The following is a 13,448-nucleotide window of genomic DNA, read 5'->3' on the forward strand; positions in this document are numbered from 1 at the left end:
GCGGAACAACAGTGACTATTTCGTGACCATGACGGAAGCCGCCGACCATCGTGAAGAGAGCCTGACGGCCGCGACCGAGGCGCGCGGGCTGGAAGCGCTGGTCTCGCGTGCGACGCGCGCCGGCAAGGGGCCGGCGCCGGTGGAACGCTGGAATCCGGCGTTCTGTGGCGATCTCGACATGGAAATCAAGCAGGACGGCACCTGGTTCTACCTGGGAACGCCGATCGGCCGGATGCCGCTGGTGCAGCTTTTCTCCTCGGTGCTGCGTAAGGACGAGGACGGCAGGACCTACCTGGTGACGCCGGTGGAAAAGGTCGGCATCCGCGTCGCCGACGCGCCCTTTATTGCCGTCGAGATGGACGTGTCGGGCGCAGGCGACGGACAAATCATAACCTTTCGCACCAATGTCGGGGACTTGGTCGAGGCTGGGGCGGGGCACCCGTTGCGCTTCGTCGATGAGGACGAGACAGGTGGCCTGAAGCCCTATGTGCTGGTGCGCGGGCGGCTGGAGGCGCTGGTGGCGCGGCCGGTGATGTACGAGCTGGTCGAGCACGGCGAAGAGATCGACATCGGTGGCAAGACGATGTTTGCCGTCCGTTCCAAGGGCGAGGTCTATCCAATCATGCCGGCTGAGAAACTGAAACGGCTGAGCGCATGATGGACCGCCTATGATGGATCAGGTGACGCCGCTGCCGTTTTCCGCTGCCGAGTTTCGCCAGCGCGTGGCGGCGCAGCCGTTGGCGCATGCCGGCGACGATTTTGGCGACCACCGCTTCAATCCGGGCCATCCCAGGCTGAAGCTAGCCAAGGCGCTGCGCGATGCCGCCGTGCTGATCCCGGTCGTCGATCATGGCCATGAAGCCACGGTCCTTTTGACCAGGCGGGCGGAAAAGCTGCGCAACCATTCGGGGCAGGTGGCTTTTCCCGGTGGAACCATCGATCCAACCGATGCGAGTCCGGAAGCGGCGGCGTTGCGCGAGACATTCGAGGAGATCGGTCTCGATAGGGATCACATCGAGGTCATCGGCCGTCTGCCGGACTACGTCTCCGGCAGCGGCTATCGCATCGCCCCGGTGCTCGGGATTGTGCGGCCCGGTTTCGGCCTGACACTGAATCCCGACGAGGTCGATGCCGTCTTCGAGGTGCCGCTGGGCTTTCTGATGGACCCCGCCAACCACAGCAGGGACAGTCGCATGTGGAACGACCTCGAATGGTTCTATTACGAGATGCCCTATGGCGGCCAGCGCATCTGGGGCGTCACCGCGGGCATCATCCGAACGCTTTATGAAAGGCTCTATTCGTGAGCAATCCGGTGTCGATTGCTGGCAAGGCCGGCTGGCTCGGCGAAAGCCACCTGCAGCGCCTGCTCGCCGCGCTCACCGACGGCGGCGAGGAGGCGCGTGTCGCCGGCGGTGCGGTGCGCAACGCGCTCATCGGCCAGCCGGTCGCCGACATCGACATCGCCACCACGACGGTGCCCGAGGAAACCATCCGGCGCGCCGAGGCGGCGGGCTTCAAGACGGTGCCGACCGGCATCGAGCATGGCACCGTCACCGCGGTCGCCCACGGCAAGGCCTATGAGGTCACCACGCTGCGTGCCGATATCGAAACCGACGGCCGGCGCGCCAAAGTGTCGTTCGGCCGCGACTGGAAAGCCGACGCTGAGCGGCGCGATTTCACCATCAATGCACTCTATGCCGAAGCCGATGGAACGGTCGTCGATCTGGTCGGCGGTATCGCCGATATCGAAGCGCGGCGGCTGCGCTTCATCGGCGATCCGGAAGCGCGTATCCGCGAGGATTATCTGCGCATCCTGCGTTTCTTCCGTTTCTTCGCCTGGTATGGCGACGGCAGGCCGGATGCCGAAGGATTGAAGGCTTGTGCCAGGCTGAAGCAGGGGCTCGACCAGCTCTCGGTCGAGCGCGTCTGGTGGGAATTGAAGAAATTGCTGTCAGCGCCAGATCCGTCGCGGGCGCTGCTGTGGATGCGCCAGGCCGGCGTTCTGACCGCCGTTTTGCCGGAAAGCGAGAAATGGGGCATCGATGCCATTCACGGGCTGACCAAGACCGAGAAGGATCTGGCCTGGGCGCCGGACCCGCTGCTCAGGCTGGAAGCCATCGTGCCGCCGGATGCCGCGCGCATGAAAACGCTTGCCGAGAGATTGAGGCTTTCCGTGAGCGAGGCAAGCCGGCTGCGGAATTGGGCGATCACGGCGGCCGTCGATCCGAAAACAACCGAAGGAGAGTTGGCGAAAAGGCTCTATTTTGGCGACCGCCAAGGCTTTGTCGATCGGTTGCGGCTGTTGCTCGCTTCCGCTCGAGCCCGCGCGGTCGAAGACAATGACGCACTGCTCGAAGCCGGCGGCTTCTCGCGCCTGCTTGCCTTCGCTGCAAAATGGCAAAACCCTGTTTTTCCGGTCAAGGGCGCCGATCTGACGACGCTTGGCGCATCACCGGGGCCGAAGCTTGGTGCAACGTTGAAGAATCTCGAAAAGGAATGGGTCGAGTCCGGTTTTGCGCTTGATCGCGGCGCGCTGCTCAAGCGCGCCGCGGAGGCACTCGAATCCTGACCGTCACGCTGCGTCGCGGACCTTTTCGATGCGCGAGCGGATCGCCTCGATCATCGTCTCGCGGATCACCGTCTCGCCATGCGTCTCGCGCAGATGCTCGACGGCACGACGCATGACCTCAGCCTCCTCCTCGGCGCGTGTGTGCCACTCGCAGCCGGGTACGAGCGACCCGCAATGGAATTCCTTCATTTGGCTTCTCCTCATCTCCTCCTTGGAGCGTCGCGCCGCGCAATGACACGGAAGCTCCAGACCTTTGATTGCGCGATCCGGAAACCGGGTCCGGTATCCGGGTTACACGCTGGCCAGCTAAGCATAACACGATCGAACGGTTTTGGTTGCCCTACGCCGCGCGTGCAAGCCGACACGCAGTGCTCAAGGGGTACGGATTGCGAAAAAGGCGGAGCAGCGCTGCTCCGCCCTCTTGCGCTACCCCGGAGGCAAGACCTCCGGCGGGCAGGACATCACTTCACGATCTTGACTGCCTCGGCAATTTTGTCCTTGCCGCTCATATCCCACGTGACGCGGACCTTTTCGCCGACCTTCAGGCCAGGATCCTTGAAGGTCTGGGGCAACGTAAAGGTGGCTCCGTTATCCAGAACCAGGCTCATTGCCGTTCCATCAAAGCTTTTGATCGTGCCGGTGGTGTGCTTGACCGCAGCGAGTGCGGCAGTACCAGAGGCGAGAACGGCAGCGGCGGCTGCGGTCATAATAAGCTTGCGCATGGCATGCTCTCCTGGAAAATGCGGGCACCCGCTTGGGAAGGTGCCCCATTCAATCATGGGCCGTCCGGTCACGTCGGGTCGCGGCTCTCGGGAGTAAAGGACCGCCGGCGTTTCCCGGCCCGACGCGACAAATAGCCCAATCTTTTCAATAGAATATTAGACGAAAAAGATATTTTCTGGCGCGCCTTGCGCCACATTTGCCGTCAAATTCTGGGGATTTAGACCCGATTGCGGCTCACATCATGCTCACCGAGATTTTACGGCCATTTCACCTCAGGCGGCAGGCTGGACAGGATCGAGGCGACATTGCCGCCGGTCTTCAGCCCGAAGATGGTGCCGCGATCGTGAAGCAAGTTGAATTCGACATAGCGGCCGCGGCGGATGAGCTGCTCGTCACGGTCGCCATCGGTCCAGTTGTCATTGAAGTTGGCGCGCACCAGATGTCCGTAGACGACGAGAAAAGATCGCCCGACGTCCTGGACGAAGTTGAAATCGGCGTCCCAGCCGCCTTTGTCCTCGCCCGAATGCAGCCAGTCGAAGAAGATACCGCCGGTACCGCGTGGCTCGTCGCGGTGCGGCAGATAGAAGTACTCGTCGCACCAGGCCTTGAATTTCGCGTAGTCGGCGATCGCCGCGTTCTTCTCGCAGGCAAATTGCATCGCCCTGTGGAAGGCGATCGTGTCGGGGTCGTCCTGGCTGCGGCGGCGGTCGAGCACCGGTGTCAGGTCGGCGCCGCCGCCGAACCACTGGCGCGAGGTGACGACCATGCGCGTGTTCATATGCACGGCCGGCACGTTGGGGTTCCACGGATGGGCGATCAGCGAAATGCCGCTCGCCCAGAAGGACGGGTCCTCTTCGGCGCCCGGCATCTGCTTCCTGAATTCGGGCGAGAACTCGCCATGGACGGTCGAGGTGTGGACGCCGACCTTCTCGAAGACGCGGCCGTGCATCATCGACATGGTACCGCCGCCGCCCTTGCCGGCATCGCGTTGCCACGGCGTCTTTTCGAAGCGACCGGGCGACCAGCTGGCCTGCGGCCCCTGCAGGTCCTGCTCGATCTGCTCGAAGCTGGCGCAGATGCGCTCGCGCAACGTCTCGAACCACAGCCGTGCCTTCATCTTCTTCTGTTCGATGTCGGCTGGCAGCCCCGCCGGTATCTCGGGTCGTTGCAAATCCTGTCTCCGGTTGCGGGGCGTACCCCGACAAATGACTCGTCTTTTCCGGCCGCGATCCCTAATCTCTTAGGTGCAAGGGTCAAGTGTGAATGGAGTTCTTTCGTGCGCACCCCGGCAAGACCGCCGCTGGATGGCCTGAAGAAGAGGCTCGACCGTTCGCGCGCTGAGAACGCGCGCATGCCGCGCGACGGATTCCTGCGCGAGACCTTCGTGCTGCCGCGCTCCGACGCTCGTCTCAAGGCGAAGGAATGGTTCGAGCGCTTTCCCAAGCAGGCCTATTGGACCGAGATCGAGAGCTGGTTCGAGCGGCCGGGCGACGTCATCGAATTTACAATCAGGCGGCTGCCGGCGGCGGATTAACGCTCGATCAGCAAGCGTCTCGCTCCCGGCCCCCGGATGCTCAGCCTGTCGTCCTTATTCCTCAGCGGACATTTGTCGATCGACATGCAGCCGCAGCCGATGCAGTCGGTCAGCCCGTCGCGCAGCTTCTTGAGCTGACTGATCTTCTGGTCGAGCTCGTCGCGCCAAGCCGTCGAAAGCAGGTTCCAATCCTCGCGCGTCGGCGTTCGGCCTTCGGGCAATGATCGAAGGGCTCTGCCGATCTCGGCCAGCGAAATGCCGACCTCCTGCGCTACCTTGATGATCGCCACCCGCCGCAGCACGTCGCGGCCGTAACGCCGCTGGTTGCCTGATGTGCGGTGGCTGCGGATCAGCCCGCGCGCTTCGTAGAAATGCAGCGCCGACACCGCCACGCCGCTGCGCATCGCCACCTGGCCGACTGTTAATTCCGTTGCCGCAGCCATCTCCGATTTTCCGCTTGACCTCAAGTTAAGTTGAGCTTGTAGCGAAGAAGCCTCGAAGATGCAAACGGCAGGAGAAGGCGATGTGCGTCTGGATGAGAATGACCGGAGAGGACGCAGTGTTGCGTGAGGACGACGCCTTGGTCGCTGCGGCCGGCGATTGCGTACACATCCTAGCGAAGCTGCCGGATCGCTTCGCCCGCCACCATCGCAACGGAAAGCGCGACGTTGATGCTGCGCGCGCCGGGCTGCATCGGAATGGTCAGGCGTGCATCCGCCGCCTCGTGGACGGCATCCGGCACGCCTGCGGATTCGCGGCCGAACAGGAGAATGTCGTCGCCGGCAAAGACGAAATCCGTGTAGGCGACAGCTGCTTTGGTCGACAGCAGCACCAGCCGCCGCTTGGCAAGCTTGCGCCAGTCCTCGAAGGCGTGCCAGTCGACATGCCGGGTGAGCGCCGCCATTTCGAGGTAGTCCATGCCGGCCCGTTTCAGCGCCCGGTCACTGAGCGGGAAGCCCGCCGGTTCGACAATGTCGACGCCGAGACCGAGGCAAGCGGCGAAGCGCAGGATAGTCCCGGTATTGCCGGCGATATCAGGTTGGTAGAGCGCGATGCGGAGACGGTCGTTCATTTCCGCGTCTTTCTAATAAGTGGCAGATCAGCCACAGAGCTCTCGCGGTTTTGGAAATTCCTGGACTGGCGGGTGGTCATTTTCTGCGAAGTCGGTTATACGGCCAGCATTGTCAACCCGAACCGATGGAGGGGTAATTCATGATGGCCATGCACATCCACCACCCCTCTCGTGGGCTTACCAGCCCGACGGCGGTTTCGGTACGACGATTCTCCTGACCTTTTAGACTTCAATCGCACCGATTCCCGCCGAAACCTTTTCGGCCCTTGAAGGAATCCTGCGATGTTTTTCAAGCTGTGGAAGGGGCTGAACGCCCCACCTGAACACGCTTCGACCGATGCCACCTTTGCCGTGCCGCGCATGCCCGCGACCTGGGTTGGTTCACCCTTCTACCTGCATCTTCAACTGGAGGACGGACCGATGTTCGATCCCTGTAGAATACCCGGCTCAAGAAGCCTGCACGAGCGCAAGACTGCGACCTGGGCGCTTTTGATCGGCGAGACCTACTCGTCGGCGGTTCACGCCGAGACCCGCCGGCGTCCGCATCGCGGCATGCTGCCGGACGTCGATTTCTCGCGCGCCGTTCCGGACTATAGCCGGCCGTCGCTGGTGCGCCGGATCATCAGGCTGATCCGGCCTGGTGCAAAAACCGGCGCGAAAATCCGGATCGTCAAAACGTCGTCAGCATCGTCAAACGAGACTGTCGGCGAAAGGCCCGCGACAACCTATATAGCGCGAAGCAGGACCGGCGAGGCGGACGATTCCGTATCGCCGGTCCTTGGCGCCATGCGGTCTGGGCACCTCGTCCGTTCTCGTGCCGCGTGAGCGGAAACAGTACTGTGAGCATCACTATGTTTAGCTGGTTTGAAAAAAGGCTCGATCCGTTCCCTACCAAGGAGCCGGTCGAGCCGCCGCGGACACTGATCGCCTTTTGCGTGCATTATACGCGCGGCGCGTGGCCCTACATCGCTCTCGATGCGGTGCTGGTGACGGCCATCGCCCTTGCCGAGGTGTGGATGTTCGGCTTCATGGGCCGGATCGTCGACTGGCTGTCCGGACAGAATCGCGAGACGTTCCTGCAGACCGAAGGCTTGAAGCTGGCCGGCATGGCCTTCATCGTGGTTTTCGCGCTGCCGGCAACGGTCTGGTTCCATTCGCTGCTCAACCAGCAGACGCTGATGGGCAACTATCCGATGCGTATCCGCTGGCAGGTGCATCGATACCTGCTCAAGCAGTCGATGAGCTTCTATCAGGACGAGTTTGCCGGGCGCATCGCGACCAAGCTGATGCAGACGGCGCTCGCGGTGCGCGAGTGCGTCATCAAGCTCATCGACGTGCTCAATTATATCGTCGTCTATTTTCTCGGCATGCTGTTCATCGTCGGCTCGGCAGACTGGCGGCTGGCCGCGCCGCTTGCCGTCTGGCTTGCCGGATATGTCCTGCTGTTGCGCTATTTCATCCCGCGGCTGGGCAAGGTCGGCGAGGAGCAGGCCAATGCGCGCTCAACCATGACCGGCCGTGTCGTCGACAGCTACTCCAACATCCAGACGGTCAAGCTGTTCTCGCATGCGCGGCGCGAGGCATCCTTCGCCAAGGACGGTATGGCCGGCTTTCTCGACACGGTTTACCGATCGATGCGGTTGGTGACGCAGCTCTACGGCCTGCTCTACGTCCTGAATTCGCTGCTGTTGTTTTCGGTCACCGCAATCTCGCTATGGCTGTGGCTCGGCCAAGCCGTGACGATCGGAGCCGTCGCCCTGGTCATCGGCCTCGTGCTGCGACTCTGGGGCATGTCGCAATGGATCATGTGGGAGATGTCCACGCTGTTCGAGAATATCGGCACGGTGCAGGACGGCATCGCCTCGATCTCGCTGCCGCGCCTCGTCGAAGACCGGCCTGGCGCCAAGGATATTGCCGTGACCAAGGGAGAGATCCGTTTTGAGGACATCCGCTTCCACTACGGCAAGCAGAAGGGCGTGATCGAAAGCCTGTCGCTGACGGTGAAGCCGGGCGAGAAGGTCGGCATCGTCGGCCGTTCGGGTGCCGGCAAGTCGACGCTGGTCAACCTTCTGTTGCGCTTCTACGACCTCGAAAGCGGCAAGGTCCTGATCGACGGCCAGGACATCGCGGCGGTGACGCAGGACTCGCTCCGCGCCCAGATCGGCATGGTAACGCAGGACACCTCGCTGCTGCATCGCTCGGTACGCGAAAATATCCTCTATGGCCGGCCGGACGCCAGCAACGAGATGCTGATCGAGGCGGCGCGGCGCGCCGAGGCGCTGGATTTCATTGCCGGCTTGTCGGATTCGAACGGCCGCAAGGGTTTCGACGCGCATGTCGGCGATCGCGGCGTCAAATTGTCCGGCGGCCAGCGGCAACGCATCGCCATAGCCCGTGTCATGCTGAAGGACGCGCCGATCCTCATCCTCGACGAGGCGACCTCCGCCCTCGATTCCGAGGCCGAGGCGGCCATCCAGGAGAATCTCTACAAGCTGATGCAAGGCAAGACCGTCATCGCCATTGCCCACCGGCTGTCGACGATCGCGGCCATGGACCGGCTCGTCGTCTTGGACAAGGGCCGCGTCGTCGAGGAAGGTTCGCATGAGGAACTCGTTGCCAAAAGCGGGCTCTACGCCCAACTCTGGCACCGCCAGTCGGGCGGATTCCTGCTCGACGACGGCCCCTCTGCCAACGATGCAGCCGCCAACGATGCAATCGCCAAGGGTGAAGCCGCCGAATGATGACTGCCATCTACCGCTGGTTCGAGAACTGGGTCTATCCATTCCGGGAGCCCGCGGACCTTCGGCCACCTGCCGGAGTCAGGGGTTTCCTCTGGCATTATGTCGGGCAGGCGAAGATTGCCTTCTTCGCAATGCTGGTGATCGGCGGCATCGCGCCGCTGGTCGAAGCCGGACTGTTCTATTTCGTCGGGCGGCTGGTCGACATCCTCGATCAGCTTCCCGGCGAACGCAGCTGGCACGCGCTGTGGACTGCCGCCGGCCCGGAACTTGTCTTCATGATCGCGGTGGTGCTGGTCATCCGCACCATCGTCGTCAGCCTGTCGGCGCTGGTCGACGAGCAGACGATCACGCCGGGTTTCTATAATCTGGTGCGCTGGCAGGCGCATCGCCATGTCTCGCGCCAATCCTACGCCTTCTTCCAGAACGACTTTGCCGGACGTATCGCGACCAAGGTCTGGCAGGCGGGACAGGCGACCGGCGATCTGATGGAAAGCTTCATCGAGGTCGTCTGGTTCATGGTCGTGTATACGGTGACGACGCTGGCGCTGGTCGCCGGGCTTGATCTCCGGCTAGCGATGCTGGTGGTGATCTGGATTACCGCCTTCGGCTTGCTGGCCAGGCGCTATGTGCCGGCGATCCGCAAGCATGCCGAAGCCACAGCCGAAGCCGGCTCGATGATCACCGGCCGCCTTGTCGATTCCTATTCGAACGTGCAGACGTTGAAACTGTTCTCGGCCGATGGCGACGACCGCTACATCAGGAACGGCTTCGACATCTATCTCGACGCGCTGCGCCCGTTCACCCGCCGGCTGACAGGCGTGCGCATGGCGCTGACGATGCTGTCGGGCGTCATGATCACGGCGATCGCCTGCTTTGCCGTTTATCTTTGGGTCGAGGGCTCGATCACGGTCGGTGCCGTGGCCTTCACGCTGTCTTTGGTGCTGCGGCTGAACATGCTGCTCGGCCGGCTGATGATGCAGCTAAACGGCATATTGCGAAACCTCGGCGTGCTGGAAAACTCCAAGGCGCTGATCTCGCAGCCGCTCGGTCTGACCGATGCGCCGGACGCGAAAGAGCTTGTCGTCGGCGGCGGGCGCATCGACGTCAGCAATGTCGAGTTCCACTACGGCAAGGGGTCCGGCGTGCTTAACGGCATCGACCTCGTCGTGCGGCCGGGCGAAAAGGTCGGCCTGGTCGGCCCGTCCGGCGCCGGCAAGACGACCTTGGTCAATCTGATCCTGCGCCTCTACGACCTCGAGAGCGGCAAGATCACCATTGACGGGCAGGACGTCTCCCGGGTCACGCAGAATTCGCTGCGCGCCAATATCGGCGTCGTCAGCCAGGATACGGCACTGTTCCACCGCTCGCTGCGCGACAATATCAAGCTCGGCATGCCGGCAGCGACCGACGCCGAGGTGGTTGCGGCAGCGGAGAAGGCCGAGGCGCACGAGTTCATCCTCGGGCTGCGCGACAATCGCGATCGTATTGGCTACGAGGCCTATGTCGGCGAGCGCGGCGTCAAGCTCTCCGGCGGTCAGCGCCAGCGCGTGGCGATCGCCCGCGTCTTCCTCAAGGATGCACCGATCCTGGTGCTCGATGAGGCGACCTCGGCGCTCGATTCCGACATCGAGGCGGCGATCCAGGAGAATCTGGCAAGGCTGATGGAAGGCAAGACGGTCATCGCCATCGCCCATCGGCTGTCGACCATTGCGGCACTCGACCGGCTGGTGGTGCTCGACGAAGGCCGCATCGTCGAGCAAGGCACGCATGACGAGCTGGTCGGGCTCGACGGGCTCTATGCCAGGCTGTGGAGGCGGCAGTCCGGCGGCTTCCTGTTCAACGAGGAGAGCGCGCTGGCCGAGACCCGGCCGGCGGAGTAGTTTTACAAGCGGAGTAGACCATGGCGGTGAGAATGCCATCGAATTTCGGACGGGCCGGCGCGCAGGAGAGCGCGTTGGACCTGCTTGGCCATGAAATCCTCGGCGAGAAGGCGGCCGCGCTCGGCCGCGCCGGCCGGCGCGTCGAGGAAACACTGACGAGGCTGCGCGAGAATTGCGACAGCGACGATCGAGCCCGGCTGCTCAAGGACGCAGCCGAAGCGGTGCACGGCTATTTCATCCAGCGCGAACTCTGCGGCCTGCGCAAGCACGACGCGGTGATCCGGGAATACAACATTCCCAAGGCCGTGCTGGCCAGGCTCGGTGCCAGCGCATGATCCGAACCGGAATTGGTTCGGGAGGCGTTATTCCAGCCACTCGGTGATGAAGCTGCCGTTCTCGTGTATGTCGGTGGTTTCCAGCGGGCCTGGCCCGAGATTGGTGAATTTGTGCGGCGTGTTCGGCGGCACGATCAGGATCTGGCCGGCTGTGGCCTCGATCTGCCGGTCGCCGAGGGTGAACAGACCGGTCCCGGTCCGGACGATAAAAATCTCGCAATAGGGATGGCTGTGCAGCCTGGGGCCGCCGCCGATTTCGGGCAGGTAGTTGAAGATCAGACAGCTGTTCGAGCCGTAAGCTCCGCCTTGCAGCTCGCCCTGCCAGTGATCGGGCCAGCGGTCGGGCGCGTCGGCCCATTTGTCGCGGTCTATGACATGCGCCATAGGCCGAGGATAAACCGGGCCAGTGCCAGCTGTCGAGGCGAACGCAGCCATTTGGTTTTGCTGCTGTTTTCCAATCATTCCGCCGTGCGAATTACGTCCCCGCGACAATCTGCCCTTGTGCCTTCACCCGTCTGGACAAAAACAGGCTTCACGCATAAACCCAAGTCCCAAATGCCGGAGGAATTCGCTAGCCTGTTCGCCATGCGCTGTCGGGCCGGCGCGATTGAGCGGGAACAAGGCTCGGCCGCCGGCACGGAAGAGGCGAAAGGATCAGGCACCCGTGAGCGCAACCGACACCCAGGATCCCAACCGTCGTGATTTTCTCTACGTTGCCACCGGCATGGCCGCGGTGGTCGGCGCGGGCGCCGTCGCCTGGCCGTTCATCGACCAGATGCGTCCGGATGCCTCGACACTGGCGCTCGCCTCGGTCGAGGTCGACGTCTCCTCGCTGACGCCGGGAATGTCGCTCGTCGTGAAGTGGCGCGGCAAGCCGGTTGTCGTGCGCAACCGCACCGAAAAAGAGATGAAGGAAGCCGAGGCGGTCAATCTCGCCGAGCTCAAGGATCCAATCGCCCGCAATGCCAACCTGCCGGCCGACGCGCCGGCAACCGATGCCAACCGAACCACGCCGGGCAAGGAAGCCTGGATGGTGATGGTACAGGTCTGCACCCATCTTGGCTGCATCCCGCTCGGCCAGGAAGGCGATTTCGGCGGCTGGTTCTGCCCATGCCACGGTTCCGTATACGATACTGCCGGCCGCATCCGGAAGGGTCCGGCGCCGGAGAACATGGCAGTACCGGTGTTCCAATTCGTTTCCGACACCAAGATCCGTATCGGCTGAGGCAGGGGATATTTCCATGAGCGAGGGACACTCGACCTATACGCCCAAGACCGGCATCGGACGCTGGTTCGATTCGCGCATGCCGCTGCCGCGGCTGGTCTATGACAGCTTCATCGCCTATCCGGTGCCGCGCAATCTAAACTATGCCTGGACCTTCGGCGGCATCCTCGCGCTTATGCTGGCGGCGCAGATCCTGACCGGTATCGTGCTGGCCATGCACTACGCAGCCGACAGCACCCTCGCCTTCGATTCGGTCGAGAAGATCATGCGCGACGTGAATTCCGGCTGGCTGCTGCGCTACATGCATTCGAACGGCGCGTCGTTCTTCTTCATCGCCGTCTACATCCATATTTTCCGCGGACTCTACTACGGCTCCTATAAGGCGCCGCGCGAGCTGCTGTGGATCCTCGGCTGCATCATCTACCTGCTGATGATGGCGACCGGGTTCATGGGCTATGTGCTGCCTTGGGGACAGATGTCGTTCTGGGGCGCTACCGTCATCACCGGCTTCTTCACCGCCATACCGCTGGTTGGTGACTGGATCCAGCAGCTTCTGCTCGGCGGCTTCGCGGTCGACAATCCGACGCTGAACCGCTTCTTTGCGCTGCATTACCTTTTGCCGTTCATGATCGCCGGCGTGGTCGTGCTGCACATCTGGGCGCTCCACGTCGTCGGCCAGAACAATCCGACCGGCATCGAGGTCAAATCGAAGACCGACACGCTCGCCTTCACGCCTTACGCGACCATCAAGGATGGGTTCGGCATGATCGTGTTCCTGTTCGTCTTCGCCTATTTCGTGTTCTACCTGCCGAACTATCTCGGCCATCCGGACAATTACACCGTGGCCAACCCGCTGAAGACGCCGGCCCACATTGTGCCGGAATGGTACTTCCTGCCGTTCTACGCGATCCTGCGCGCCATCACCTTCAATATCGGGCCGATCAACTCCAAACTCGGCGGCGTGCTCTGCCTTTTCGGGGCGATCGTCATGCTGTTCCTGGTGCCGTGGCTCGACACCTCAAAGGTGCGCTCGGCGGTCTACCGGCCCTGGTACAAGCTGTTCTTCTGGCTGTTCGTAGCCGACTCCATCCTGCTGGGCTGGCTGGGCTCGCAGCCGGCCGAGGGCAGCTATGTGTTCATGGCGCAGATGGCGACGCTGTTCTACTTCGCCTTCTTCCTGGTAGCGCTCCCGGTGCTCGGGCTGATCGAAAAGCCGCGGCGGCTGCCGAATTCGATCACCGAGGCAGTGCTCGAGAAGAACAAGGGCGGCGGTGGACATCCTGCCGGCGCCACGGCCGCGCCGGAAACCAAGGGCTGAGCATGATTGCGAAAAGTGGAAACCGGTACTCGGACAAGGTCATGCTCGAGA

At 62.7% G+C, this 13,448-nt stretch carries 16 protein-coding genes; 10 read left to right on the plus strand and 6 right to left on the minus strand.

The genetic code is table 11. The features are described 5' to 3' along the window. Positions 1 to 28 precede the first annotated feature (28 nt). The 3 genes from AC0L2Y_RS20310 to AC0L2Y_RS20320 are packed head-to-tail and all read left to right on the plus strand — an operon-like array spanning position 29 to position 2,569. The gene (locus tag AC0L2Y_RS20310; RefSeq protein ID WP_473559135.1) at positions 29 to 658 is read left to right on the plus strand and encodes a DUF1285 domain-containing protein; all 630 of its coding nucleotides are present in this window, start codon (positions 29 to 31) and stop codon (positions 656 to 658) included. A gap of 13 nt (positions 659 to 671) precedes the next feature. After that, positions 672 to 1,304, plus strand: a complete 633-nt coding sequence (locus tag AC0L2Y_RS20315) for a CoA pyrophosphatase (RefSeq protein ID WP_473558993.1) — start codon at positions 672 to 674, stop codon at positions 1,302 to 1,304. Further along, a complete protein-coding gene (locus tag AC0L2Y_RS20320; RefSeq protein ID WP_473558994.1) occupies positions 1,301 to 2,569 on the plus strand; it encodes a CCA tRNA nucleotidyltransferase in 1,269 nt (422 codons plus the stop codon). The genes AC0L2Y_RS20315 and AC0L2Y_RS20320 overlap by 4 nt, the downstream gene beginning before the upstream one ends. Before the next feature lie 3 nt (positions 2,570 to 2,572). Here AC0L2Y_RS20320 and AC0L2Y_RS20325 read toward each other — a convergent pair whose 3' ends face one another. From AC0L2Y_RS20325 to hemF, 3 genes are all read right to left on the minus strand, one after another. Beyond that, positions 2,573 to 2,758 carry a DUF1059 domain-containing protein gene (locus tag AC0L2Y_RS20325; protein WP_023679490.1) on the minus strand — a complete coding sequence of 62 codons (186 nt, stop codon included), beginning with the start codon at positions 2,756 to 2,758 and terminating at the stop codon, positions 2,573 to 2,575. Positions 2,759 to 3,030: 272 nt separating this feature from the next. Then, positions 3,031 to 3,291, minus strand: coding sequence for a DUF1344 domain-containing protein (locus tag AC0L2Y_RS20330; protein WP_473558996.1), 261 nt, complete (start codon positions 3,289 to 3,291; stop codon positions 3,031 to 3,033). 257 nt (positions 3,292 to 3,548) lie between these two features. Then, a complete protein-coding gene (gene hemF / locus AC0L2Y_RS20335) occupies positions 3,549 to 4,463 on the minus strand; it encodes an oxygen-dependent coproporphyrinogen oxidase (RefSeq protein WP_473558998.1) in 915 nt (304 codons plus the stop codon). Between the two features lie 105 nt (positions 4,464 to 4,568). Here hemF and AC0L2Y_RS20340 point away from each other — a divergent pair, with 105 nt between their 5' ends. Then, a complete protein-coding gene (locus AC0L2Y_RS20340) occupies positions 4,569 to 4,826 on the plus strand; it encodes a hypothetical protein (protein WP_023679487.1) in 258 nt (85 codons plus the stop codon). On the opposite strand, the gene soxR is transcribed toward AC0L2Y_RS20340, so the two are convergent. Next, positions 4,823 to 5,269, minus strand: coding sequence for a redox-sensitive transcriptional activator SoxR (soxR, locus tag AC0L2Y_RS20345; protein ID WP_352488985.1), 447 nt, complete (start codon positions 5,267 to 5,269; stop codon positions 4,823 to 4,825). The two genes, AC0L2Y_RS20340 and soxR, sit on opposite strands and share 4 nt — an antisense overlap. Before the next feature lie 170 nt (positions 5,270 to 5,439). Further along, positions 5,440 to 5,898: a tRNA (cytidine(34)-2'-O)-methyltransferase gene (locus AC0L2Y_RS20350; RefSeq protein WP_352664642.1), complete on the minus strand. Its 459-nt coding sequence runs from the start codon at positions 5,896 to 5,898 to the stop codon at positions 5,440 to 5,442. Positions 5,899 to 6,180: 282 nt separating this feature from the next. On the opposite strand from AC0L2Y_RS20350, the gene AC0L2Y_RS20355 reads away from it, so the two are divergent. The 4 genes from AC0L2Y_RS20355 to AC0L2Y_RS20370 are packed head-to-tail and all read left to right on the plus strand — an operon-like array spanning position 6,181 to position 10,854. Further along, positions 6,181 to 6,723: a hypothetical protein gene (locus AC0L2Y_RS20355; protein WP_352488987.1), complete on the plus strand. Its 543-nt coding sequence runs from the start codon at positions 6,181 to 6,183 to the stop codon at positions 6,721 to 6,723. A gap of 26 nt (positions 6,724 to 6,749) precedes the next feature. Next, positions 6,750 to 8,639 (plus strand): ABC transporter ATP-binding protein, encoded by a 1,890-nt coding sequence (locus AC0L2Y_RS20360; protein WP_352489137.1) that lies wholly within the window; start codon positions 6,750 to 6,752, stop codon positions 8,637 to 8,639. Beyond that, a complete protein-coding gene (locus tag AC0L2Y_RS20365) occupies positions 8,636 to 10,519 on the plus strand; it encodes an ABC transporter ATP-binding protein (protein WP_473559001.1) in 1,884 nt (627 codons plus the stop codon). The genes AC0L2Y_RS20360 and AC0L2Y_RS20365 overlap by 4 nt, the downstream gene beginning before the upstream one ends. Before the next feature lie 20 nt (positions 10,520 to 10,539). Then, on the plus strand, positions 10,540 to 10,854 hold the full coding sequence (locus AC0L2Y_RS20370; RefSeq protein ID WP_473559003.1) for a DUF6665 family protein: 315 nt from the start codon (positions 10,540 to 10,542) through the stop codon (positions 10,852 to 10,854). Positions 10,855 to 10,881: 27 nt separating this feature from the next. On the opposite strand, the gene AC0L2Y_RS20375 is transcribed toward AC0L2Y_RS20370, so the two are convergent. Continuing rightward, the gene (locus tag AC0L2Y_RS20375) at positions 10,882 to 11,238 is read right to left on the minus strand and encodes a cupin domain-containing protein (protein ID WP_473559137.1); all 357 of its coding nucleotides are present in this window, start codon (positions 11,236 to 11,238) and stop codon (positions 10,882 to 10,884) included. A gap of 280 nt (positions 11,239 to 11,518) precedes the next feature. Here AC0L2Y_RS20375 and petA point away from each other — a divergent pair, with 280 nt between their 5' ends. Together petA and AC0L2Y_RS20385 are read left to right on the plus strand one after the other, a co-directional pair. Next, complete coding sequence (petA, locus tag AC0L2Y_RS20380) at positions 11,519 to 12,079, plus strand: ubiquinol-cytochrome c reductase iron-sulfur subunit (RefSeq protein WP_352488992.1); 561 nt, start codon at positions 11,519 to 11,521, stop codon at positions 12,077 to 12,079. 16 nt (positions 12,080 to 12,095) lie between these two features. Further along, positions 12,096 to 13,397 carry a cytochrome b gene (locus AC0L2Y_RS20385; RefSeq protein ID WP_352488993.1) on the plus strand — a complete coding sequence of 434 codons (1,302 nt, stop codon included), beginning with the start codon at positions 12,096 to 12,098 and terminating at the stop codon, positions 13,395 to 13,397. Positions 13,398 to 13,448: the final 51 nt, after the last annotated feature.

The sequence above is a fragment of the Mesorhizobium sp. WSM4830 genome (assembly GCF_055811495.1).

Excerpts from the sequence above, each read along its gene's own strand:
- AC0L2Y_RS20350 (WP_352664642.1), bottom strand. The coding sequence starts at position 5,898 with ATGAACGACCGTCTCCGCATCGCGCTCTACCAACCTGATATCGCCGGC.
- AC0L2Y_RS20330 (WP_473558996.1), bottom strand. The coding sequence starts at position 3,291 with ATGCGCAAGCTTATTATGACCGCAGCCGCCGCTGCCGTTCTCGCCTCT.
- AC0L2Y_RS20355 (WP_352488987.1), top strand. The coding sequence starts at position 6,181 with ATGTTTTTCAAGCTGTGGAAGGGGCTGAACGCCCCACCTGAACACGCT.
- AC0L2Y_RS20310 (WP_473559135.1), top strand. The coding sequence starts at position 29 with ATGACGGAAGCCGCCGACCATCGTGAAGAGAGCCTGACGGCCGCGACC.
- AC0L2Y_RS20375 (WP_473559137.1), bottom strand. The coding sequence starts at position 11,238 with ATGGCGCATGTCATAGACCGCGACAAATGGGCCGACGCGCCCGACCGC.
- AC0L2Y_RS20360 (WP_352489137.1), top strand. The coding sequence starts at position 6,750 with ATGTTTAGCTGGTTTGAAAAAAGGCTCGATCCGTTCCCTACCAAGGAG.
- soxR (WP_352488985.1), bottom strand. The coding sequence starts at position 5,269 with ATGGCTGCGGCAACGGAATTAACAGTCGGCCAGGTGGCGATGCGCAGC.
- AC0L2Y_RS20365 (WP_473559001.1), top strand. The coding sequence starts at position 8,636 with ATGATGACTGCCATCTACCGCTGGTTCGAGAACTGGGTCTATCCATTC.
- AC0L2Y_RS20370 (WP_473559003.1), top strand. The coding sequence starts at position 10,540 with ATGGCGGTGAGAATGCCATCGAATTTCGGACGGGCCGGCGCGCAGGAG.
- AC0L2Y_RS20315 (WP_473558993.1), top strand. The coding sequence starts at position 672 with ATGGATCAGGTGACGCCGCTGCCGTTTTCCGCTGCCGAGTTTCGCCAG.
- AC0L2Y_RS20385 (WP_352488993.1), top strand. The coding sequence starts at position 12,096 with ATGAGCGAGGGACACTCGACCTATACGCCCAAGACCGGCATCGGACGC.
- AC0L2Y_RS20325 (WP_023679490.1), bottom strand. The coding sequence starts at position 2,758 with ATGAAGGAATTCCATTGCGGGTCGCTCGTACCCGGCTGCGAGTGGCAC.